General features: G+C 65.9%; 19 protein-coding genes. 14 read left to right on the top strand and 5 right to left on the bottom strand.

The annotated features are described in order from the left end of the window. The first annotated feature begins 2 nt into the window (after positions 1–2). Genes tsaD through Q0D31_RS06950 form a run of 3 tightly spaced genes read left to right on the top strand, consistent with a single transcriptional unit; the run spans position 3 to position 2,474 of the window. A complete protein-coding gene (gene tsaD / locus Q0D31_RS06960; RefSeq protein ID WP_291848143.1) occupies positions 3–1,076 on the top strand; it encodes a tRNA (adenosine(37)-N6)-threonylcarbamoyltransferase complex transferase subunit TsaD in 1,074 nt (357 codons plus the stop codon). A gap of 1 nt (position 1,077) precedes the next feature. After that, on the top strand, positions 1,078–2,058 hold the full coding sequence (locus Q0D31_RS06955) for an NAD(P)H-dependent glycerol-3-phosphate dehydrogenase (RefSeq protein ID WP_291847448.1): 981 nt from the start codon (positions 1,078–1,080) through the stop codon (positions 2,056–2,058). Positions 2,059–2,060: 2 nt separating this feature from the next. Beyond that, positions 2,061–2,474 (top strand): EVE domain-containing protein, encoded by a 414-nt coding sequence (locus tag Q0D31_RS06950; RefSeq protein WP_291847445.1) that lies wholly within the window; start codon positions 2,061–2,063, stop codon positions 2,472–2,474. Between the two features lie 161 nt (positions 2,475–2,635). On the opposite strand, the gene Q0D31_RS06945 is transcribed toward Q0D31_RS06950, so the two are convergent. Beyond that, positions 2,636–3,787, bottom strand: a complete 1,152-nt coding sequence (locus tag Q0D31_RS06945; RefSeq protein WP_291847442.1) for a DNA topoisomerase IB — start codon at positions 3,785–3,787, stop codon at positions 2,636–2,638. 365 nt (positions 3,788–4,152) lie between these two features. On the opposite strand from Q0D31_RS06945, the gene acs reads away from it, so the two are divergent. Both acs and Q0D31_RS06935 read left to right on the top strand, forming a co-directional pair. Further along, entirely contained in the window at positions 4,153–6,105 is a 1,953-nt protein-coding gene (gene acs / locus Q0D31_RS06940; RefSeq protein ID WP_291847439.1) for an acetate--CoA ligase, read from the top strand. A gap of 172 nt (positions 6,106–6,277) precedes the next feature. Then, a complete protein-coding gene (locus Q0D31_RS06935; protein WP_291847436.1) occupies positions 6,278–6,790 on the top strand; it encodes a L,D-transpeptidase in 513 nt (170 codons plus the stop codon). A 40-nt stretch (positions 6,791–6,830) separates the two neighbouring features. Here Q0D31_RS06935 and Q0D31_RS06930 read toward each other — a convergent pair whose 3' ends face one another. After that, on the bottom strand, positions 6,831–7,370 hold the full coding sequence (locus Q0D31_RS06930; RefSeq protein ID WP_291847433.1) for a thermonuclease family protein: 540 nt from the start codon (positions 7,368–7,370) through the stop codon (positions 6,831–6,833). 142 nt (positions 7,371–7,512) lie between these two features. Then, positions 7,513–7,725 (bottom strand): DUF1674 domain-containing protein, encoded by a 213-nt coding sequence (locus tag Q0D31_RS06925; RefSeq protein ID WP_291847430.1) that lies wholly within the window; start codon positions 7,723–7,725, stop codon positions 7,513–7,515. 173 nt (positions 7,726–7,898) lie between these two features. Between Q0D31_RS06925 and Q0D31_RS06920 the strand changes: the two genes are divergently transcribed. The 3 genes from Q0D31_RS06920 (at position 7,899) to purH (ending at position 12,828) form a co-directional block, all read left to right on the top strand. After that, positions 7,899–9,248: an RsmB/NOP family class I SAM-dependent RNA methyltransferase gene (locus Q0D31_RS06920; RefSeq protein ID WP_291847426.1), complete on the top strand. Its 1,350-nt coding sequence runs from the start codon at positions 7,899–7,901 to the stop codon at positions 9,246–9,248. A 159-nt stretch (positions 9,249–9,407) separates the two neighbouring features. Then, positions 9,408–11,123, top strand: a complete 1,716-nt coding sequence (locus Q0D31_RS06915) for a heparinase II/III family protein (protein WP_291847423.1) — start codon at positions 9,408–9,410, stop codon at positions 11,121–11,123. Between the two features lie 109 nt (positions 11,124–11,232). Next, positions 11,233–12,828: a bifunctional phosphoribosylaminoimidazolecarboxamide formyltransferase/IMP cyclohydrolase gene (purH, locus tag Q0D31_RS06910; RefSeq protein ID WP_291847420.1), complete on the top strand. Its 1,596-nt coding sequence runs from the start codon at positions 11,233–11,235 to the stop codon at positions 12,826–12,828. Positions 12,829–12,960: 132 nt separating this feature from the next. Here the strand turns inward: purH and Q0D31_RS06905 are convergent, their stop codons facing one another. Beyond that, the gene (locus Q0D31_RS06905; RefSeq protein ID WP_291847416.1) at positions 12,961–14,340 is read right to left on the bottom strand and encodes an MFS transporter; all 1,380 of its coding nucleotides are present in this window, start codon (positions 14,338–14,340) and stop codon (positions 12,961–12,963) included. Positions 14,341–14,467: 127 nt separating this feature from the next. Here Q0D31_RS06905 and ggt point away from each other — a divergent pair, with 127 nt between their 5' ends. Both ggt and Q0D31_RS06895 read left to right on the top strand, forming a co-directional pair. Continuing rightward, positions 14,468–16,219: a gamma-glutamyltransferase gene (ggt, locus tag Q0D31_RS06900; protein ID WP_291847413.1), complete on the top strand. Its 1,752-nt coding sequence runs from the start codon at positions 14,468–14,470 to the stop codon at positions 16,217–16,219. 58 nt (positions 16,220–16,277) lie between these two features. Then, complete coding sequence (locus Q0D31_RS06895; RefSeq protein WP_291847410.1) at positions 16,278–17,660, top strand: serine hydrolase; 1,383 nt, start codon at positions 16,278–16,280, stop codon at positions 17,658–17,660. A gap of 107 nt (positions 17,661–17,767) precedes the next feature. Here Q0D31_RS06895 and Q0D31_RS06890 read toward each other — a convergent pair whose 3' ends face one another. Next, positions 17,768–18,433, bottom strand: coding sequence for a glutathione S-transferase (locus Q0D31_RS06890; RefSeq protein WP_291847407.1), 666 nt, complete (start codon positions 18,431–18,433; stop codon positions 17,768–17,770). 159 nt (positions 18,434–18,592) lie between these two features. Here Q0D31_RS06890 and Q0D31_RS06885 point away from each other — a divergent pair, with 159 nt between their 5' ends. From Q0D31_RS06885 to panE, 4 genes are all read left to right on the top strand, one after another. Continuing rightward, complete coding sequence (locus Q0D31_RS06885) at positions 18,593–19,186, top strand: DUF2239 family protein (protein ID WP_291847404.1); 594 nt, start codon at positions 18,593–18,595, stop codon at positions 19,184–19,186. A gap of 89 nt (positions 19,187–19,275) precedes the next feature. Next, a complete protein-coding gene (locus tag Q0D31_RS06880; RefSeq protein ID WP_291847402.1) occupies positions 19,276–19,881 on the top strand; it encodes a 2-hydroxychromene-2-carboxylate isomerase in 606 nt (201 codons plus the stop codon). Positions 19,882–20,025: 144 nt separating this feature from the next. Next, on the top strand, positions 20,026–20,763 hold the full coding sequence (locus Q0D31_RS06875; protein ID WP_291847399.1) for an SDR family oxidoreductase: 738 nt from the start codon (positions 20,026–20,028) through the stop codon (positions 20,761–20,763). A gap of 83 nt (positions 20,764–20,846) precedes the next feature. Then, on the top strand, positions 20,847–21,773 hold the full coding sequence (panE, locus tag Q0D31_RS06870; RefSeq protein ID WP_291847398.1) for a 2-dehydropantoate 2-reductase: 927 nt from the start codon (positions 20,847–20,849) through the stop codon (positions 21,771–21,773). Positions 21,774–21,817: the final 44 nt, after the last annotated feature.

Raw genomic sequence — 21,817 nt, 5'->3', positions numbered from 1 at the left:
CGATGCTGGTGCTGGGGATCGAGACCACCTGCGATGAAACCGCGGCCGCCGTGGTCGAACGCCGGGCCGACGGCAGCGGCAGGATCCTGTCCAATATCGTGCACTCGCAAACCGCCGAGCACGCCCGGTTCGGCGGCGTGGTGCCGGAAATCGCGGCACGCGCCCATGTCGACCTGCTCGACGGCATCATAGGCCAGGCCATGAAGGAAGCGAACACCGGCTTTGCCGAGCTGTCCGCGGTCGCCGCCGCCGCAGGTCCGGGGCTGATCGGCGGGGTCATCGTCGGCCTCACCACCGCGAAGGCGATCGCGATGGTGCATGATACACCGCTGATTGCGGTCAATCATCTCGAAGCCCATGCGCTGACGCCGCGGCTGACCTGCGCGCTCGCCTTCCCCTACTGCCTGTTCCTTGCTTCCGGCGGCCATACCCAGATCGTCGCCGTGCTCGGGGTCGGCGACTATGTGCGGCTCGGCACCACCGTCGACGACGCGATGGGCGAAGCCTTCGACAAGGTCGCCAAGATGCTGTCGCTGCCCTATCCCGGCGGGCCGGAGGTCGAACGCAGGGCCGCAGGCGGCGACGCCAAGCGGTTCGCCTTTCCGCGGCCGATGCTCGGGCGGCCGGATGCCAATTTCTCGCTGTCGGGACTGAAGACCGCGGTTCGCAACGAGGCCAGCCGGATCGCGCCGCTCGCGCCGCAGGACATCAACGATCTCTGCGCCGGCTTTCAGGCCGCGGTGCTGGAATCGACCGCGGACCGGTTGAGCGTGGGCCTGAGATTGTTTCACGAGCGGTTCGGCCCGCCGCGCGCGCTGGTCGCCGCCGGCGGCGTTGCCGCCAACAACGCCATCCGCGACGCATTGCAGGAGGTCGCGACCAAGGCGCAGACCACGCTGATCATTCCGCCGCCGCTGCTGTGTACCGACAATGGCGCGATGATCGCATGGGCCGGCGCGGAACGATTGGCGCTCGGACTGACCGACACGATGGACGCGCCGCCGCGCGCCCGCTGGCGGCTCGATGCCGACGCCACGGCACCTGATGGTTACAGCAATACCCGCGCGGGATTTTGATATGGGATCCTTTCAGTCGGTCGCGGTCATCGGCGCGGGAGCGTGGGGCACCGCGCTTGCCGACGTTGCCGCGCGGGCCGGGCGCGACGTCACGCTTTGCGCGCGTAGCGCTGAAGCCGCCGCGCAAATGCAATCGACCCGCAGCAATCCGCGCCTGCCCGGTGTACGCATCGACGGCCGCATCCGGATCGCTGCCGACATTGCGGCCGCCGCGCGCGCGGACATCGTTCTGATCGCGACGCCGGCGCAGTATCTGCGTGACGCCGTCAAAGCGCTGGCGCCGCACCTGAAGAGGGCCACGCCCGTGATCGCGACCGCCAAGGGCATCGAGCGCGGCACCCATAAATTCATGACCGAAGTGATCGCGGAAGCCGCGCCGCAGGCGACGCCGGCGATGCTCTCGGGGCCGAGTTTCGCCGACGACGTGGCGCGCGGGCTGCCGACCGCCGTCACCCTCGCGACGAACGACGAAAAGCTCGCCGGCGCGCTGGTGCAGGCGCTGGGTTCGGCAACCTTCCGCCCTTATCACACCACTGACGTCCGCGGCGTCGAGATCGGCGGCGCGGCCAAGAACGTGCTGGCGATCGCGGCCGGCATCGTCGAGGGCCGCACGCTCGGCGCCTCGGCGCTGGCCGCACTGACCACGCGCGGCTTCAGCGAACTCGCCCGCCTCGGGCGGGCCTGCGGCGCCCGCAGCGAAACCCTGGCCGGGCTTTCCGGCCTCGGCGATCTGATTCTCAGTTGCTCCAGCCCGCAGTCGCGCAATTTTGCGCTGGGTATCGCGCTGGCACGCGGCGAGCCGCCGGACCGCGGCAAGCTCGCCGAGGGTGAATTCACCGCGCCGGTACTGGTCGAACTCGCGGCCTCGGCGAATGTCGAGATGCCGGTATCAAGCGCGGTGGCCGCCGTCCTGAGCGGCAGGGCGACGATCGACGCCGCGATCGAAGCGCTGCTGACGCGGCCGTTCAGGGCGGAGGAGTGACGATGGCGTACTGGCTGGTGAAATCCGAACCCTCGGTGTGGTCGTGGGACCAGCAGGTCGCCAAGGGCGCCAAAGGCGAGGCCTGGACCGGCGTACGCAACTTCACCGCGCGGCAGAATCTCGTCGCGATGAAGAAGGGCGACCGCGCCTTCTTCTATCATTCCAACGAGGGCAAGGAGATCGTCGGCATCGCGGAGATCATCAAGGAGGCTTATCCCGACCCGACCGACGCATCAGGCAAATTCGTCTGCGTCGATATCAAGGCGGACAAGCCCCTGAAGACGCCGGTGACGATGGCCGCGATCAAAGCCGACAAGAAGCTGGCGGACATGGCGCTGGTGAAATATTCGCGGCTGTCGGTGCAGCCGGTGACCGCGAAAGAGTGGAAGATGGTCTGCAAGATGGGCGGGCTGTAGTGCCCTTCTCTTTGCCTCTCCCCTTGTGGGAGAGGGTGGATCGCCGTCGCGGAGCGGCGGCGAGACGGGTGAGGGGTTCGCTCTGCGAGCACCTCAGTCGAGAGAACCCCTCATCCGGCGCTTCGCGCCACCTTCTCCCACAAGGGGAGAAGGAAGAAAGGTCAAGCCCCCGCCGCCGTCACCACCTGCGCCAGCAGCGCCTCGCGCTTGGCCTGGGTGCGATAGCCCTTCAACGTCGCGGCAAAGCGCTCGAGGATGCCGTCTTCGAACGCGGTGACGATGGTGTCGTGGACATAGCTCCTGCGGCAGATCGCGGGCGTGTTCGACAGTTCGTCGGCGGCGGCGCGCACCGCATCCAGCACCTGCTTCTTGCGCCCGTTGGCGCTGGCCGCCGGCGACACCCGCGACAGCGATTCCAGCACCACGGCGGACGCCATCAGGGTGCGGAAATCCTTCAGCGAAATCCTGATGCCGGCGATCTCGCGCAGGAAGGTGTTGACGGTGGCGGTCGAGACGGTGCGCACCGTGCCTGAATTGTCGCGGTACTGGAACATGCGCTTGCCCGGCAGGTTGCGCAGGATGCCGATCGCGCGCACCAGCTTGGCGGCGTCGCATTCCTTGCGCACAGCCTTGCCGCCCTTGGCCTTGAAGGTCAGGACCACGCTGTCGTCTTCCAGCACGACGTTGGACTTCAGCAGGGTGGTGGCGCCGCGGGTGCCGTTGAGGCGGGCGTAGGATTCGTTGCCCGGCCGGATCGCGGTGCGCGCGATCAGCTCGATCACGGCCGACAGCGCAAATTCGCGGGTCGGCTGGTCGCCGGACAGATGCGCCGACACGTTGCGGCGGATTTTCGGCAGCGCCGCCACCAGCCGCGCCAGCCGATGGGCCTTGCGCTGCTCGCGCACCTTCTCCCAATCGGCGTGGTAGCGGTATTGCAGCCTCCCTGCCGCATCGAGGCCGACGGCCTGCAGATGCGAGGTCGGATCGGCCGAATAGCGGACATCGCGGTAGGCCGGCGGCACCGCCATCGAATGCAGCCGCCGGATGGTGCCGGCGTGACGGATCGCGGTTCCGTTGGCGCGAATGAATGAATAACCCTTGCCGCGCTTGATGCGACGGATAGTCAGGCCGTTCTGGTCGCCGAGCTTGAGGCCGTGCTCCTCGGCCAAGTCCTCCACCGAGGTCTTGGCGGGAGCGGCCTGGGCGGCGGACGTCTTGGCGCTCTTTTTCGGCAATTGCCCGAGCGCTTCCGCCAACGCAACGGCAGGATCGGCGGAAACGGGCCGCGCAGCCTCGAAACTCTGATCCATCATAGCCGTTGTGGTCCAACTCCGGTTGCCTGCGGGGAATGCCCCGGTCAGGACTTGGTTCCCAGGGGCCGTCCGACCCCGGGCAGGCCATTTAGGGGGTAACCCTTTACATTGCGAGTCCCGATTATGTGACGAACGGTATATTGATACCGTCTTCGAAAACCTATCCGGCAACAGCGTTGATTTTTTGCGTCCCGAGCGGGGGCGGGGCGGGCCAGCCGCGGTCGCCGGGGTCGCTGACGGGACGCCTACCAAGGTAGCGGGCGCTTCCGCCTTGTCCGCGCGTCATCCCGCGACGCATAATCATCGCCGCCATCAAGAGCGTTTGCAGCCAGCGAAATGCGGCGCCGCAACGAGTGGAGGGAAAGATGTCCGAAAAGATCTACGAGGTGTCCGCGGATTGGCAAAAACGCGCCTGGGTCGATGACGCCAGGTACCGTGAAATGTACGCCCGCTCGGTTTCGGACCCCAACGGCTTCTGGGCCGAACAGGCCGGGCGCGTCGACTGGATGAAGCCCTTTACCAAGGTCGAGAACGTCTCGTATGCCCCCGGCAACATCTCGATCAAATGGTTCGAGGATGGCGTTCTGAACGTCGCCTGGAACTGCATCGACCGGCATCTCGACAAGCGCGGCGACCAGACCGCCATCATCTGGGAGGGCGACGATCCCTCGCAATCCAAACACATCACCTATCGCCAGCTGCACGACGAAGTCTGCAAGATGGCCAACATCCTGCGCACCCGGAATGTCGCGAAGGGCGACCGTGTCACCATCTACCTGCCGATGATTCCGGAAGCGGCCTACGCGATGCTGGCCTGTGCGCGGATCGGCGCCATTCATTCCGTGGTATTCGCCGGCTTCTCGCCGGACAGCCTCGCCCAGCGCATCACCGATTGCCAGTCCAAGATCATCATCACCGCCGACGAGGGACTGCGCGGCGGCAAGAAGGTGCCGCTGAAAGCCAATGTCGATGCCGCGGTCGAGAAAGCAGGCGGGGTCGACTGGGTCGTGGTCGTCAAGCGGACCGGCGCGCCCGTCGACATGAATCCGACGCGCGATTTCTGGTACCACGAAGCCGCCGAGATGGTGACGACGGAGTGCCCGGTCGAGCACATGAAGGCGGAAGACCCGCTGTTCATTCTCTACACATCGGGTTCGACCGGCCAGCCCAAGGGCGTGCTGCACACCTCGGGCGGCTATCTCGTATTCGCGTCGATGACGCATCAATACGTGTTCGACTATCACGATGGCGACATCTACTGGTGTACCGCCGACGTCGGCTGGGTCACCGGCCACAGCTATATCCTCTATGGTCCGCTGGCGAACGGCGCGACCACGCTGATGTTCGAGGGCGTGCCGAACTACCCTGACAATTCGCGGTTCTGGAACGTGATCGACAAGCACAAGGTCAATATCTTCTACACCGCGCCGACCGCGATCCGCGCGCTGATGCAGAGCGGCGACGCGCCGGTGCAGAAAACCTCGCGCAAGAGCCTGCGCCTGCTGGGTTCGGTCGGCGAACCGATCAATCCGGAAGCCTGGGAATGGTATCACCGCGTGGTCGGCGACGGTCGCTGCCCGATCGTCGATACCTGGTGGCAGACCGAGACCGGCGGCATCTTGATCACGCCGCTGCCCGGCGCCACCAGATTGAAGCCCGGCTCGGCGACGCGGCCGTTTTTCGGCGTGGTGCCGGAGATCGTCGACGCCGACGGCAAGGTGCTGGAAGGCGAATGCACCGGCAACCTCTGCATCGCCAGGTCATGGCCGGGTCAGATGCGCACCGTCTATGGCGACCACGCCCGGTTCGAGCAGACCTATTTCTCGACCTACAAGGGCAAGTACTTCACCGGCGACGGCTGCCGCAGGGACGCCGATGGCTACTACTGGATCACCGGCCGCGTCGATGACGTCATCAACGTCTCCGGCCATCGCATGGGCACGGCCGAGGTCGAGAGTTCGCTGGTGGCGCATGCCAAGGTGTCGGAAGCCGCCGTGGTCGGCTATCCCCACGACATCAAGGGTCAGGGCATCTATGCCTATGTGACGCTGATGGCCGGTTCTGAACCCAGCGAGGAGTTGCGCAAGGAACTGGTGGCATGGGTGCGCAAGGATATCGGTCCGATCGCCTCGCCCGACCAGATCCAGTTCGCGCCGGGCCTGCCGAAAACACGTTCCGGCAAGATCATGCGCCGCATCCTGCGCAAGATCGCCGAGGACGAGCCGTCGAGCCTCGGCGATACCTCGACCTTGGCCGATCCGGCCGTCGTCGAAGACCTCGTGCAGAACCGGCGAAACAAGAAGGGGGCCTCGGCGTAACACGCCCGCCGTCGGCGCCTCGTACCTTTGTTTTCAGATCCTTTACCTTGTTGGGAACATTTCCATGGTCCCGACCTTTGAAAGCAACGGTGCGGTTAAGTTGCGCGTGTGGGCGAGATGGAAAGCCGGCGAGGCTTGTGTCGCGTTCAAGGCGGACCGAAATGGGGCTGATATGTCGCTGAAGATTGCGTTGGCCGTGGCCGCTCTCGCCGGGGCGGCAGCCGTCGTTTCGACAACCGCGCAGGCGCGGCCGGAAGTTGTCGAGATCGACGGCGGCTACACGCCGGGAACAATCGTGGTGAAGACCAGCGAACGCCGCCTTTACCTCATCCTGGATTCCGGACGTGCCATGCGCTATCCGGTCGGGGTCGGCAGGGCGGGCAGGCAGTGGTCCGGCACCACGCGGATCGACGGCAAATATCTCAACCCGGCATGGTCGCCGCCGGACGAAGTAAGGCGCGACAAGCCAAATTTGCCCGAAGTCATTCCCGGTGGCTCGCCGCGCAACCCGATGGGCGTCGCCGCGCTAACGCTTGCCGGCGGCGCCTATGCCATTCACGGCACCAACGTTCCCGGTTCGATCGGCGGCTTCGTATCCTACGGCTGCATCCGCATGCTTAATGAGGATATCAAGGACCTTTACCAGCGCGTCCCTGTTGGCACCCAGGTGACCGTCACGCGCTGAAACAGCGAAGGGGACGGCGCTCCGCCCGATCTCACGGCTTCTACTTCGCAATTGCGTTCGCGCACCAGCCGCTGCGATGGCCGCCCGAATAGCTGCGCGCGTGACCTGTCGCGATCATTGCCGTCGCAGCACTTCCGCTCCGCCTCGTGGTGACGTCGGCCACGACCCGTCCGGGATATTTGTCCGGCCCGATGTTGAATACCCTGACATCGCCTTCGCCGAGCAATGTGCGCAGCGCTGCCGTCGCAGCTTCGGCCATGCTCAGCTCCTGCGGGCAAGACGCCTTCAACTCGGGCGCGTCGATACCGCGCAAACGAATCCGGGTGGTCAAATTCAAGTCCGGCGACAAATGAACGCGGCCCTCGAAGGTATCGCCGTCAACGGTCCGGATGACATCGACGGGGTGACGCAATTCGGGACTTCCGGCCCGCCTCCAGACCGTCTCGGCATCGCGCGCCGCCTGGCTGTCGATGGCTGGCGGCGAATCGGTCCAGCCAGGGAATAGCTCGTGCATCCATTGCCGTACCGGCAACATCGTCCCCGCCGCCACGCAGAGTATGAACACCCACGGCAAAGCCATAGCTACGCCGCGGCGCCAGCGGTTTCGGTGCGGGGGCCTGTAGGCATTCATTCTGCCGAATCGGGACATGACCCGAACTAGGCCTGAGTCGGGTCCAACAGCAAAGCCCAAAGCCATTCCCTTGAATCCGGGAGATCGGGCCTCAGAAATCGGAAGCGATGCCTTTGCGTTCCCAGTCGCCATACCGCGTCGGTTCCGGGCCCTTCGGACCCTGGAACTCCTTGGCCTGCGGCGAAGCGCGGTCCGCAGCGGCCTTCCGGCGCGCCTCGGCCTCAGCCAGCGCGCGCCGCGCGGCGGGCGTCAGCTTCTTGTGTTCCGCGTCCGGCGCGGCGGGCGGAGAAGGATCGTCGGTCATTTATGACTTTCCCGAACCGCGCGTGGGATAGCATGCATCGAATACAGCCATGAGATCACAATCCCGAAATCGTCAGCGGCGATTCTTACATTTGGCATATTCGCATGCCAAGGGAGTCCTGCATTTCATGGCATGAGCCAGAACCTTTCCTCCTTCCCGGACATTGCCGCTCCATGCCTCCTTCAAGATTCGCAGTACCTTCCGAAGTGCCGGGTCTGGCGGCGCGTCGCATCGCAGCCGACATTCTCGACGGCGTTCTGCACAAGCAACGCACCCTGGACGACCAGCTCGACGGCGCCGGCGCGCATCCCGGACTGAAGACGCTGGCCGACCGCGACCGCGCGCTGATGCGGCGATTGGTGGCGACCATCCTGCGGCGCCTGGGCACGCTCGGCCATGTGTTGTCACGGCTGCTTGATCGCGGCATCCCGACCGATGCGCCCCGCGCGCAAAGCGCGCTCCTGATCGGCGCGGCGCAGATTCTCTGGATGGACGTGCCGGATCATGCCGCCGTCGATCTTTCGGTGCGGCTGGTGCAGTCAGACCGCCGCGCCGCGAAATATGCCGGCCTCGTCAACGCGGTGCTGCGCCGCTGCGCCAGGGAGGGCCAGCCGCTCATCGACGAAGTCCGATCGCAGAACCTGGACATTCCGCCATGGCTGCTGGCGCGCTGGATCGGCGCCTATGGCGAAACCACCGCACGCGAGATGGCGACAGCCATCGGCCATGAACCGTCGCTCGACATCACCGTCAAGGCCGACGCAACGCATTGGGCGGCCCGTCTGCATGGAGAAGTGTTGCCGACCGGAACCGTCCGCACCCTGCTGCAGGGTTCGGTGACCATGCTCCCCGGTTTCATCGAAGGACAATGGTGGGTGCAGGACGCGGCGGCGGCGCTGCCGGCGCGGCTGTTCGGCGACGTCAGCGGAAAAGCCATCGTGGATCTCTGTGCCGCACCCGGCGGCAAGACCGCGCAGCTGGCGCAAGCCGGCGCGCGCGTCACCGCGCTCGATCGCTCGCCGACGCGCATGGCGCGGCTGCGCGACAACCTGGCGCGGCTGGCGCTGCCGGCCGACCACGTGGTGACCGACGCCGCCGAATGGCCCGGCGGCGGCAAAGGAGAGTATGACGGCGTGCTGGTGGACGCGCCGTGCAGTTCCACCGGGACCATCCGCCGTCACCCCGACGTGGCCTGGTTGCGACAGGAGGGCGATATCGCGGCGCTGGCGGCGCTGCAGAGGCGGTTGCTGCAGCGGGCGGTGGCGCTGCTGAAGCCAGGGGGGACGCTGGTCTATTGCACCTGTTCGCTGGAACCGGAAGAAGGCGAGCAGGCGATTGCGTCGCTGCTGGCCACCGAAGCCGGCGTTCGCCGCGTCCCGGTCGATGCAAGCGAGGTTGCCGGCCTCAGCGAAATCGTCACCCTCAATGGCGATCTGCGCACCCTGCCCTGCCATTTGCCGCACGATGACCCCCGGCTCGGCGGACTGGATGGATTTTACGCGGCACGTCTGGTTAAATGTTGATTCCAAAACGGAATTTCCTGAGGTTCGGGTGATTCGCCGGTTTTCAAGTGGTGTCATGTCGGCGTTTCCGGATTAAAAGGATTCGCCAGAAAAACCCCTCCCTCCATCGCAAGGCACGGCGTGTCGGTCGCTCAACGCAGACGCATCTCGACGCTTATGATGAGCCGCTTTGCGCGGGGCATCGCTGCGCGCGCAAGCGGGGGAACCGTGGCGGCATCGTGGCTTTGGCCCGGCCGCGCCGACCGTCTGATCATCGCGCCGCACGACCTCCGGACCGCCGACGCCACCCGCGCGGCTGAAATCTATGCCGGCCGTTTCGTGTTTGCGGGCAAGATCGTGACCTGCCACGGCCGATCGATCTTCGATCTTGAGGCGCCTTCTCAGGACTGGGAAGCGGCGCTGCTCGGCTTTGGATGGCTGCGGCACCTTCGCGCGGCCGACACCGCGCTCACCCGTGCCAATGCCCGATCGCTGGTCGACGACTGGCTCTCGAACCCGACCCGCCGGCGCTCGACCGAACGCCGCGCCGACGTGCTGGCGCGCCGCGTGATCTCGCTGTTGTCGCAGGCGCCGCTGGTGCTCGGCGACACCGACGGCAAGTTCTACCGGAAGTATCTGCGCGGGCTGACCCGTGAGATCCGTTACCTGCGCTACACCATGCTCGACATCGCCGACGGGGTGCCGCGACTGCAGGTCCTGATCGCGCTCTGCTACGCCGCGCTGTGCCTTGCCAACCAGGCACGTCACATCCGCTTCGCGACGCGGCGGCTTTCCGACGAACTGCAGCGGCAGATTATGCCCGACGGCGGGCATATCTCGCGCAATCCGGGCGCGCTGGTCGAATTGCTCAGCGACATGCTGCCGCTGCGCCAGACCTTTGCCGCCCGCAACATCGCCCCGCCCCCGGCGCTGCTCAACGCGATCGACCGCATGATGCCGATGCTGCGCTTCTTCCGTCACGGCGACGGCAGCTTTGCGCTGTTCAACGGCATGAGCAGCGCGCCGTCGGATCTGGTGGCGACGCTGCTCGCCTATGACGACACCCATGGCGTGCCGATGTCGAGCATGCCGCACTCCGGCTTCCAGCGCCTCGACGCCGGCGCCACGACCGTCATCATGGACACGGGGCCACCGCCACCGCCGAGCGTCAGCCAGGAGGCGCACGCCGGCTGTCTGGCCTTCGAGCTGTCGTCCGGGTCGAGCCGGATCGTCATCAATTGTGGAATGCCTTCGACAGGCCGCGACAATTGGCGCGCCTTCGCGCGAAGCACCGCGGCGCACTCGACCCTGACCTATCACGACGCGTCTTCCTGCCAGTTTGTCGAGCTGTCGGCGATGAAGCGGCTGCTGCAGGGCTCGCCGGTCGTGAGCGGTCCGGCGAATGTGGAATGCCATCGTGAAACGCTGGCCAACGGCGAACTGCTGACCACCTCGCATGACGGCTATCTGGCGCGGTTCGGGGTGGTACACCGGCGGGTGCTGATGATCGCCCGCGACGGAAACAGGCTGGACGGCGAGGACTCAGTGGCGCAGGCACAGGGCGCACGAAGCAGGGACGTCGATACCGACTTTGCCGTGCGGTTTCATCTGCACCCGCAGGTGAAGGCGAGCCGGCTGAGCGATGGCCGCGGCATCATGCTGGTATTGCCCAATCGCGACGTCTGGACGTTCGAGGCCCGCGACGACAAGGCCGAGCTCGAGGACAGCGCTTTTCTGGCCGGCAATGACGGACCCCGCCGCACGTCCCAGATCGTGATCCGGCAGGATTTGCGCAACGCCACCTCGATCCGCTGGAGTTTCGTGCGTTCAAAGATGCTGGCCGCCGCGCCGGGCGCCCGGGCCGCCGTCAAGCGCGAGCCGGAATTGCCGCTCTAGAACCGCTCCGGCCGGGAGATTTCCACACGCGGCGCTGGCAGATTTCCTGTTGGTTTCATGACCGGCAAAACCATGCTACCGGCTGACCTGCCAGGCCCAGGAACCACCCATGACCGATCATCATCCGCGCCGCGTAGCCCGCGCCCTGTTGTCCGTTTCCGACAAGACCGGCCTGATCGAGTTTGCCAAGGCGCTGGCAGGCCACGGCGTCGAACTCGTCTCGACCGGCGGCACCGCGAAAGCCATCGCCGCGGCGGGGCTCAAGGTCAGGGATGTCTCTGAGCTCACCGGCTTTCCAGAGATGATGGATGGCCGGGTCAAGACGCTGCATCCGAAGGTGCATGGCGGCCTGCTCGCGATCCGTAACAACCCGCAACATGCCGAGGCGATGAACGCGCACGGCATCGCGCCGATTGATCTGCTCGTCGTCAATCTCTACCCGTTCGAGGCCACCGTCGATCAGGGCGCGGATTTTGATGACTGCATCGAGAACATCGACATTGGCGGACCGGCGATGATCCGCGCCGCCGCGAAAAACCACGATGACGTCGCCGTGGTCGTCGAGGCGCAGGACTATCAGGGCGTGCTCGACGAACTCGCCGCCAACGAGGGGGCAACGACTTTGAAGCTGCGAAGGCGGCTGGCGGCAAAGGCCTACGCCCGCACCGCCGCCTACGATGCCGCAATCTCGAACTGGTTTGCCGGCGTGCTGGAAAACGACGCCCCGGGTTTCCGCGCCTTCGGCGGCCGCCTGATCCAGTCCTTGCGTTATGGCGAGAACCCGCACCAGAAGGCGGCGTTCTATGCGACGCCCGGCCGGCGCCCCGGCGTCGCCACCGCACGGCAGTTGCAGGGCAAGGAGCTGTCCTACAACAACATCAACGATACCGACGCCGCCTATGAATGCATCGGCGAGTTCGACGCCAAACGCACCGCCGCCTGCGTCATCGTCAAGCACGCCAATCCCTGCGGCGTCGCCGAGGGCGCCGATCTGCTCACTGCCTACCGCAAGGCGCTGGCCTGCGACCAGACGTCCGCCTTTGGCGGCATCGTCGCGCTGAACCGCACGCTCGACGCGGAGTCCGCCCGCGCCATCACCGAAATCTTTACCGAGGTGATCATCGCGCCGGATGCGACCGACGAAGCCATCAGGATCGTCGCCGCGAAGAAGAACCTACGGCTGTTGCTGGCAGGCGGCCTGCCTGATCCGCGCAGCCTGGGCCTGACCGCCAAGACCGTCGCCGGCGGGATGCTGGTGCAGAGCCGCGACAACGCCGTGGTCGACGACATGACGCTGAAGGTCGTGACCAGTCGCGCGCCTTCGGAAGCCGAACTGCGGGATCTCAAATTCGCGTTCCGTGTCGCCAAGCACGTCAAGTCGAACACCATCATCTATGCCAGGGATCTCGCGACCGTCGGCATCGGCGCCGGCCAGATGAGCCGGATCGATTCCGCCCGCATTGCCGCGCGCAAGGCGCTGGACGCCGCCGCCGAACTGAAATTAACCGAACCCCTCACCAAGGGTTCCGTCGTGGCATCCGACGCCTTCTTCCCGTTCGCCGACGGCATGCTGGCCTGCATCGAGGCCGGCGCGACCGCCGTCATTCAGCCCGGCGGCTCGGTGCGCGACGACGAAGTCATCAAGGCCGCCGACGACCACGGCATCGCCATGGTGTTCACCGGCGTCAGGCATTTCAGGCATTGATGCACCCTCGTCATTCCGGGGCATCGCGCAGCGATGAACCCGGAATCCGGAGATGAGGCTCGAGATTCTCACGATGTGCAATTGCACATCGTAGTTCGCGCTAACGCGCGCCCCGGAATGACGACGTTGGAACTACTCCCGCACCCGCGCCAGCAGCGCCAGCCCCCCGACGAAGAACAGCACCAGCACCGCCATGCCGGCTTTCTGGCTCGCGGTATAGGCCGTGATCACGCCGATCAGCAGCGGCCCGATGAACGAAGTGACCTTTCCGGTCAGCGCGAACAATCCGAAATACTGGGCGATGCGATCCTTTGGCGCGAGGCGAATCAGCAGCGAGCGTGACGCCGCCTGCAGCGGACCGCCGGCGGCGCCGATCAGGCATCCCAGCACGAGATAGGCGCGCTCGGCGGCGCCGGAAAACAGCGCGCCATCCGCCGCAGGCGGCGCCACCGGCATGAACAGAATCGAATCCTTGTCAACCAGCAAGATCGCAACAATGGCGAGCAGCAGGGTCATCAGGCTGCCGGCGATAACGCGCCGGGGTCCCACCCTGTCGTCGAGCTTGCCGCCGAGCCAGGCCCCGAACGTGCCGGCGATCGCCAGCAGGATTCCGAAACTGCCGATCTGGATCGTCCGCCAGCCGAAGGTACCGGCCGCGTAGATGCCGCCAAAGGCAAACAGCGACACCAGGCCGTCGGTGTAGATCATGTTGGCGAGCAGGAACTTGCCCAGCGATTTCTGCCGCGGCAATTCGCCGAGCGTTCGCCGCAATCCGTGCAATCCTTCGCGCACCGCCGCGCCGATCGGGCGCCTGGCCGGGTAATCCGGCGTCAGCAGCAGCATCGGCAGCACGAAAATGATGAACCAGATGGCAGTCAGCGGGCCGGTGATGCGGTCGCCCTGGTGGCTGATCGGGTCGAGGCCAAACAGCGGTGCCAGGCCGAACAGCGTTCGCCCGGTTGAAGGGCTTGCCGCAAGAAAGCCAAGCACAAGCACGAGACTGAGAATCCCGCCGATATAGCCGGTCGCCCATCCGTTGCCGGACAGCCGCCCGATCTTTTCCGGCGGCACCAAACTCGGCATCATCGCATTGTTGAAGACGGTCGCAAATTCGATCCCGACGCTCGCCAGGGCGTAAGCGACCAGCAGCGGCACAATCACGCCGGGATCGCCCGGTCTTCCGAACCACATCAGGCAGGACCCGACCACCAGCAGCGCGCCGAATCCGATGATCCACGGCTTGCGCCGGCCGCTGGCGTCGGCAATGGCGCCCAGAACCGGTGACAGCAGGGCGATCGTCAGCCCGGCGGCCGCAGTGGCGAATCCCCACAATGCCTGCCCTGTCGCCGGATCCGGCGCCACAAAGTTCGCAAAGTAGGGCGCGAACACGAAGGTGGTGATCAAGGTGAAATAGGGCTGCGCGGCCCAATCGAACAGGATCCAGCTGACGACGGCGGCGCGGCGCGGATATTCCGGCTCGGCGTCACTAGCCTCGGAAGCGATCACAGCCATGCCAGGGGGTTCCGTCACGAATCATGCGAAGCGCTTTGCCAGCCGAATCCAATTGCCTATAGCATGCATTGCCGACGCTGGCGCGGTCGCCAGGCGTCGCACCGGCTCCAATGGCGGCGGTTTCTCGATGACGACGTTTCCAAACTTGTGGCGCCGAGCGACGTTCGCCGTCATTGCACTGACGTTGGCCTGCGCGGCCCCAGCGGTCGGGCAGCAGCAGCGGCGCGACTACTCGCCGCCGGATCCCTCCCAGGTTCGTGCCATCGCCTCGGATCGCGGCATGGTGGTCGCGCAGGAAAGGCTCGCCGCGCAAGTCGGCGCCGACATCCTGCGGCAGGGCGGCAATGCGGTGGATGCCGCGGTCGCGACCGGCTTTGCGCTCGCCGTGACCTATCCGCGCGCCGGTAACATCGGCGGCGGCGGGTTCATGGTGATCCATTCGGCCGAACGCCACGAGCAGGTCGCCATCGACTATCGCGAGACTGCGCCCGCGGCGATCACGCGCGACGTCTTTCTTGGGCCGGACGGCAAGCCCGATGCGGACAAATCGCGCAATTCCGCGCTTGGCATCGGGGTGCCCGGCACCGTTGCCGGACTGGCGCTGGCGCTGGAAAAATACGGCTCCGGCCGCTTCACGCTCGGACAGATCCTCAAGCCCGCCATCGAACTGGCGCGCGACGGGTTCGTCGTCGCCGACGACATGGCCGACACGTTGCCGGACATGTATCGCCGGATGGCGCGCTGGCCGAACTCCGCCAGGATATTTTCGCGGAGCGACGGCGCGCCGCTGCAGGAAGGCGACCGGCTGGTCCAGTCCGATCTTGCCGCGACGCTGTCGACGATTGCGGAACAGGGACCCCGCGCCTTCTATGACGGGCCGATCGCCGAACGGCTGGCAAAGGCCGTTGCCGATGCTGGCGGCGTCATAACCGCCGACGATCTGCGATCGTACCAGGCCCTCATCCGCAATCCCGTGCGCGGCAGCTATCGCGGATACGACATCGTCTCGATGCCGCTACCCTCGTCCGGCGGCACGGTGTTGGTGCAGGCGCTGAACATTCTCGAAGGTTTCGCAATGGCGGACATGAGACAGGGCTCGGCTGCCTCCCTGCATCTCATGATCGAGGCGATGAAGCGCGCTTACGCCGACCGCGCCCGCCATCTCGGCGATTCCGCCTTCGTCAACGCCCCGGCGGATATTCTGATCACCAAGGATTACGCCACCAGGCAGCGGGCTGGCATCGACCTTGCCCGCGCAACGCCGTCCGCCGATATCCTGTCGCTTGCCCCGCCGCGCGAGGGCAGCAACACCACGCATTACTCCGTGGTCGATTCCAGCGGCAACGCCGTCAGCAACACCTACACGCTGAACTTTTCCTACGGCGTCGGGCTGGTCGCCGACGGCACCGGGGTGCTGCTCAACAACGAACTCGACGATTTCACCGCCGCCCCCGGCGCGTCGAACGCGTTTGGTCTGGTCGGTTTCGAGGCCAACCTTCCCGGCCCCGGCAAACGACCATTGTCGTCGATGTCGCCGACCATCGTGCTGAAGGACGGCAAGCCGGTGCTGGTGACGGGGACGCCCGGCGGCAGCCGGATCATCTCGGCGGTGCTGCAGATCGTGGTCAACGCGCTTGACTATGGGATGGGCGTCGCCGCCGCCGTGGCCGCGCCGCGCGTGCATCATCAGTGGATGCCCGACGCGGTACGCGTCGAGCGCGGATTCCCGGCCGAAACGCTGGATGCGCTGCGGGCAATGGGCCATCAGGTGATCGAGCCGCTTGGCCAGACCTCGGCCAATTCGATCGCGGTCACGCCCGCAGGGTTGCTCGGCGCAGCCGATCCGCGCAGCCGCGGCGCGACAGCGGCCGGACAATGAGGCAATGACCAGGGGCGATGGGATTGAGATCGTTCGCTCCCGCCCAGGGCCATTGAACTTGCGAAGATGGGCCATCCTTGCTGTCGCCATCGTCATCGCCGCAATTGCGGCTACGAGCGCCTACTTCCGGCCAGATCGCGCCATCCGCGTCGCCACCAGCTTCGTCGCCCACAACATCTGCAGCAAGACGTTTGTTTCGGGCTTCGAACCCCAGGCGGTCTTCATCGAGGTTTCCGACCGCGCCGGGATTCGGCTGCTGCGCCACGCGCTCCGCTTTCAGTTCGACCGCACCGCCGGGACCGTCGAAGCGTCGGCCCTGGGACTGTTCGGCGCCCGCGCGGTGTTTCGCGACGGATTGGGCTGCGTCGAACGGCATGGGCCGGACGAGCCGTATCTCCTGAAGAACGATGTCGCGGCCTTGAAGGCGAGAACGCCCGCGCTGCTGCCCGAGATTGCCGGGCCTGATGTGGTCGAGCCCGCCGATCCCGCCTTGAAGGCCGCGCTCGATCACGCCTTTGCGGAGCCGGAAGCGGCGCTGCTGCGGCGGACCAAAGCGGTCGTCGTGGTCCGTGACGGCCGGGTGATCGCGGAACGCTATGCCGCGGGCGTCGGCGTCGATACGCCGTTGCCCGGCTTTTCCATGACCAAGTCGGTGATCAACGCGCTGATCGGAATCCTCACGCAACAGGGCCTGGTCACGCCCTCGATGCCGGCGCCGATACCGGAATGGCGCGGCGCCGACGATCCGCGGCGCGAGATCGAGGTCGAGCACCTGATGCGGATGACCAGCGGCCTCGACCTGGACGAGACCAATTCCGGCTTCGATCAGTCCAGCCGCATGTTCCTGCAGGACGATACGGCGGCCTACGCCGTGCGCGCCAGGCTGATGGCGCCGCCGGGCGAGCGATGGCATTACTCAAGCCCGACGACGCAGATCCTGGCGCGCATCATTCGCGACGCGGTCGGCGGGCCGGAGCAGTCGCTGGCGTTCGCCTGGCGCGAGCTGTTCAATCCGCTCGGCATGCGCAACGTCACGCTGGAGTTCGACGGCGCAGGAACGCTGCAGGGCGCCAGCCACATGCTGGCGAGCGCGCGGGATTGGGCGAGGTTCGGCCTTCTCTACCTCCATGGCGGCGAGATCGGGGACAAGCGCATCCTGCATGAGGATTGGGTGGATTTCTGCGCCGCCGCGACCCTCGACACGGACTACGCCGCCGGCTTCTGGACCAATCGCAGCGAGCATCCCAACGCCAGGCGGCGCGTGCAACTCGGCATTCCCCGCGACGCGTTCTTCGCCTCCGGCGATCTCGGCCAGCGCGTCGTGATCGTGCCGTCGCAGCGCCTGATCGTGGTTCGCCTCGGCGACAGCGCCGATCCGACCGGCGACATGGACGGGCTCGGCCGGCTGGTCAGGGAGGTGATCGCGGCGGTTGGGCCGTAGAGCATGATCCGGAAAAGTGTGTTGCGGTTTTCCGAGAAGATCATGCTCAAACAAAGAACTGGAGCGAGATGACGATTCGAAGAAACGTCATCTCGCTCCAGGCCCGGTCACCGCCCCACCGCGTACGGGCCGCCCTTTTCCAGCGCGCGCGCATAGGCCGGCCGGGCGTGGATACGCTCCAGAAACGCCATCGCCCTGGGGTGGCCCTGCTCCAGGCCGCCGCGCGCCGCCGCCGCTTCCAACGGAAAGCTCATCTGGATGTCGGCGCCGGTGAACTCGTTGCCAGCGAACCACTGGCTTTTCCCGAGTTCGTTCTCCCAGTAGGTCATGTGCTGTTTCAGTTGCGGATTGACCAACGTTGTCAGCGCCTGGTTGCAGACTTTTCGCACCAGCGGCCGCAGCAGGGCAGGCGCACGCTTCGGCATCAGCGTGAACAGCAGCTTCAGCAACAGCGGCGACATCGCCGAACCTTCCGCATAGTGCAGCCAATAGGTGTAGCGCAGGCGCTCGGGCGTGTTCGGCGGCGGAATCAGGCGGCCGTCGCCATAGGCGCCGATGATGTATTCGCAGATCGCGCCCGACTCCGCGATGGTGTTGCCGTTATCGGTGATGACCGGCGACTTGCCGAGCGGATGGACGGCGCGCAGTTCTGCCGGCGCCCGCATGTCCGGCTGGCGCTGGTAGCGGACCACTTGATAGGGAATGCCAAGCTCCTCGAGCAGCCACAACACCCGCTGCGAGCGCGAGTTGTTAAGATGATGAACCGTCAGCATGGCCGCCCTCCAATGATGGCGCGTTGGTGCCAGTCGGCTCCAGGAAAGTCGAGATAGCCTGGCCGGCCCGATTTATTACCCGGATAGTATTGCTCTCAAAATTTATCCGGGTAAATCTAACGAACCCAGGAAATCCCGAGCTTCCGACGAGCCAAGGAAATGCCCTCCCATTTTACTGCCTTCATGGGGCTTGAACGCCTTGCGGCGGGGCCGCTCGCTGAGGTCGCGCGGGCGGTCATGGAAATCTCGCGACGGCCTGCGGCCCCGCCGATCATCATCTTTGACGACGCCACCGGACGCCCGGTCGATCTGGACCTCCGTGGCACCGAGCGCGACATCCTTGCGCGGGTGCAGCAACCCGCCGCCGATGGTGCACCTGCCAACGACGGCGCGGCGGCAGCCCTGCCGCGCGGACGTGGGCGGCCCAGGCTCGGCGTCGTCGCGCGCGAGGTGACGTTGTTGCCGCAACACTGGGAATGGCTCGGTGCGCAACCGGGTGGCGCGTCGGTCGCGCTACGCAAGCTGGTCGACGAGGCGCGCCGCACCAGCGGCGATCGCGCCCGCGCCAGCCGCGACGCCGCCTACCATTTCATGTCTGCCATGGCTGGCAATCTGGCGGGCTTCGAGGAAGCCTCGCGGGCGCTGTTCGCCGGCGACCGCCGGCGATTGGTGGCTCTCATCGCCGGCTGGCCCGACGATATCCGCGACCACGTCGTCAAGCTCGCTTTCAGCGACCGCGCCAAGCAACCGTAGCCCCATCTGGAGTATTATGGTCATCATAATATTGTGGACGCATCGCGCGCCTTCGGTCACTATGGAACAAAGCATCAGGGAGACCGCCAGTGAGTGCCAAGCCGCAATTCCTGTTCGATTTCGGCAGCCCGAACGCCTTCCTCAGTCACGAGGCGATCCCGGCGATCGAAAAGCGCACCGGCGCGAAGTTCGAATATGTGCCGATTCTGCTCGGCGGCATCTTCAAGGCCACCAACAACCGCTCGCCCGCCGAGGCGTTTGCCGGCATCAAGAACAAACGCGAGTTTCACGCGCTGGAAACCGAACGCTTCCTGAAGCGCTTCGCCGTCAAGCCCTACAACTGGAATCCATTCTTTCCGGTCAACACGCTTAACCTGATGCGCGCGGCGGTGGCGGCCCAGTTGGAAGGCGTGTTCGAGAAATATGTCGAGGCCGCCTTCCACCATATGTGGGTGGAGCCGAAGAAGATGGACGATCCTGATGTCGCGGCCAAGGCGCTGGCCGCATCCGGACTGGACGCGGCCAAACTCTTCGCCCGGGCCCAGGACGCCGACGTGAAGGCGAAACTGATCGAGAATACCCAATCCGCCGTCGAGCGCGGCGCGTTCGGCTCGCCGACCTTCTTCGTCGGCAAGGAAATGTTCTTCGGCAAAGAGCAGTTGCGCGAAGTCGAGGAAATGGTCTCGGGGAAATAGCGACTGCCGTCATTGCGATCCAACGGGTCGGGCGAATGCCCGCCCGATGACAGGCTCCGCGAAGCAGTCCATTCTTACATCCCTTGTGGTCCGATAGATTGCTTCGCTTTGCTCCTAGCAATGACGGGGCCAAGGAACAGGAACATGAAAAAACGCAACGCGACCTGTGCGGTGATCGGCACCGGCGACTACATCGGCGCCGAAATCGCCAAAAAATTTGCCGCTGAGGGGTTTACGGTATTCGCCGGCCGGCGCGACGGCGCCAAGCTGGAGCCGCTGGCCAGGGAGATCGAGGCCGCGGGCGGGTCGATGGTGGCGCGCACGCTCGATGCGCGAAAGGAGGATCAGGTCGCGGCGTTTCTCGAGGACGCCGACGCGCACGCGCCGCTGGAAGTCTGCATCTTCAATGTCGGCGCCAACGTCAACTTCCCGATTCTGGAGACGACCGACCGGGTGTTCCGCAAGGTCTGGGAAATGGCCTGCTGGGCCGGCTTCCTGGCCGGACGGGAATCCGCGCGCCTGATGCTGCCGCGCGGCCAGGGCAACATCTTCTTCACCGGCGCGACCGCCTCGCTACGCGGCGGCAACGGCTATGCCGCCTTTGCCAGCGCCAAATTCGGGCTGCGCGCGGTGGCGCAGTCGATGGCGCGCGAACTCGGCCCCAAAAACATCCACGTCGCCCATCTGGTCATCGATTCCGGCGTCGATACCGCCTGGGTGCGCCAGCGCCGCGAGCATCTCCTGGGCAAGGCGGCGCACAACGATCCGGACGCGCTGATGCCACCGGCCTCGGTTGCCGCGTCCTACTGGCAGCTTTACCAGCAGCCGCGCAGCGCCTGGACGTTCGAGATGGAGATCAGGCCGTTCGGGGAGAAGTGGTAGGAAGGCGAATGGCGAATAGCCCTTCCCAGTCCGCTATAGGCAACGCACTATTCGCCCCTGAGGAACAACAAGGAACTCTCGCCATGCGCGTTCTCGTGGTCGGCGCCGGCGCCATCGGCGGATATTTCGGCGGCCGGCTGTTGCAGGCCGGGCGCGACGTGACGTTTCTGGTCCGCCCCCGGCGCGCCGCGGAACTGGCGCACGCCGGCCTCGTCATCCGCAGCGCCGCCGGCGACGTGACCCTGAAGAACCCGCCGACGGTCCAGGCCGACAGGCTCGCCGAGACCTTCGACCTGGTGCTGCTGAGCTGCAAGGCGTTCGACCTCGACGACGCCATCAAATCCTTTGCGCCGGCCGTGGGACCGAACACCGCGATCATTCCGCTGCTCAACGGCATGCTGCACCTCGACATGCTCGACCGCAAATTCGGTCCTTCGCGCGTGCTCGGCGGCCTTTGCGCGATCGCCGTGACGCTGAACGAGGCGCGCGAAGTGGTTCAACTGGCGCCGATGCAATCGCTGACTTTCGGCGAACGCGACGGCGCGATGTCGGAGCGGGTGCGGGCGATCGCCGGCATTTTCGACAGCGGCAAGTTCGGCGCGGCGGCAAGCGCGCACATCCTGCAGGACATGTGGGAGAAGTGGGTGTTCCTGGCTTCGCTGGCAGCTTCCACCTGTCTGATGCGAACCGCGGTCGGCAACATCGTGGCGGTGGCCGGCGGCGAGGACTTCCTGCTCGGCATGCTCGACGAATGCAGCGCGATTGCGACCGCGGAGGGCTACCCGCCCGGCGCACCGTTCCTGCAGCGCACCCGCGGCCTGCTGACCACCGCGGGTTCGCCGATGACGGCCTCGATGTTCCGCGATGTCAGGGCCGGACTGCCGGTGGAAGCCGACCACGTGATCGGCGATCTCGTCGCGCGCGCCGATGCCGCCAAGATTCCGGCGCCGAAGCTGCGGATCGCCTACACCCACCTCAAGGCGTATGAGAAGCAGCGGGGGGTGAGGTGAAGCCCGGTTCTAGAGCCCCGTTTCGATGGAATCGAAACGGGGCT

It is taken from the genome of Bradyrhizobium sp. (genome assembly GCF_022844465.1).
In the GTDB taxonomy this organism is placed as follows: Bacteria; Pseudomonadota; Alphaproteobacteria; order Rhizobiales; family Xanthobacteraceae; genus Bradyrhizobium.
The sequence above is the reverse complement of the archived record's forward strand: the minus strand, read 5'-3'. Positions and strand labels throughout refer to the sequence as shown.

Excerpts from the sequence above, each read along its gene's own strand:
- tsaD (WP_291848143.1), top strand. The coding sequence starts at position 3 with ATGCTGGTGCTGGGGATCGAGACCACCTGCGATGAAACCGCGGCCGCC.
- Q0D31_RS06955 (WP_291847448.1), top strand. The coding sequence starts at position 1,078 with ATGGGATCCTTTCAGTCGGTCGCGGTCATCGGCGCGGGAGCGTGGGGC.
- Q0D31_RS06950 (WP_291847445.1), top strand. The coding sequence starts at position 2,061 with ATGGCGTACTGGCTGGTGAAATCCGAACCCTCGGTGTGGTCGTGGGAC.
- Q0D31_RS06945 (WP_291847442.1), bottom strand. The coding sequence starts at position 3,787 with ATGATGGATCAGAGTTTCGAGGCTGCGCGGCCCGTTTCCGCCGATCCT.
- acs (WP_291847439.1), top strand. The coding sequence starts at position 4,153 with ATGTCCGAAAAGATCTACGAGGTGTCCGCGGATTGGCAAAAACGCGCC.
- Q0D31_RS06935 (WP_291847436.1), top strand. The coding sequence starts at position 6,278 with ATGTCGCTGAAGATTGCGTTGGCCGTGGCCGCTCTCGCCGGGGCGGCA.
- Q0D31_RS06930 (WP_291847433.1), bottom strand. The coding sequence starts at position 7,370 with ATGGCTTTGCCGTGGGTGTTCATACTCTGCGTGGCGGCGGGGACGATG.
- Q0D31_RS06925 (WP_291847430.1), bottom strand. The coding sequence starts at position 7,725 with ATGACCGACGATCCTTCTCCGCCCGCCGCGCCGGACGCGGAACACAAG.
- Q0D31_RS06920 (WP_291847426.1), top strand. The coding sequence starts at position 7,899 with ATGCCTCCTTCAAGATTCGCAGTACCTTCCGAAGTGCCGGGTCTGGCG.
- Q0D31_RS06915 (WP_291847423.1), top strand. The coding sequence starts at position 9,408 with ATGAGCCGCTTTGCGCGGGGCATCGCTGCGCGCGCAAGCGGGGGAACC.
- purH (WP_291847420.1), top strand. The coding sequence starts at position 11,233 with ATGACCGATCATCATCCGCGCCGCGTAGCCCGCGCCCTGTTGTCCGTT.
- Q0D31_RS06905 (WP_291847416.1), bottom strand. The coding sequence starts at position 14,340 with ATGGCTGTGATCGCTTCCGAGGCTAGTGACGCCGAGCCGGAATATCCG.
- ggt (WP_291847413.1), top strand. The coding sequence starts at position 14,468 with ATGACGACGTTTCCAAACTTGTGGCGCCGAGCGACGTTCGCCGTCATT.
- Q0D31_RS06890 (WP_291847407.1), bottom strand. The coding sequence starts at position 18,433 with ATGCTGACGGTTCATCATCTTAACAACTCGCGCTCGCAGCGGGTGTTG.
- Q0D31_RS06885 (WP_291847404.1), top strand. The coding sequence starts at position 18,593 with ATGCCCTCCCATTTTACTGCCTTCATGGGGCTTGAACGCCTTGCGGCG.
- Q0D31_RS06875 (WP_291847399.1), top strand. The coding sequence starts at position 20,026 with ATGAAAAAACGCAACGCGACCTGTGCGGTGATCGGCACCGGCGACTAC.
- panE (WP_291847398.1), top strand. The coding sequence starts at position 20,847 with ATGCGCGTTCTCGTGGTCGGCGCCGGCGCCATCGGCGGATATTTCGGC.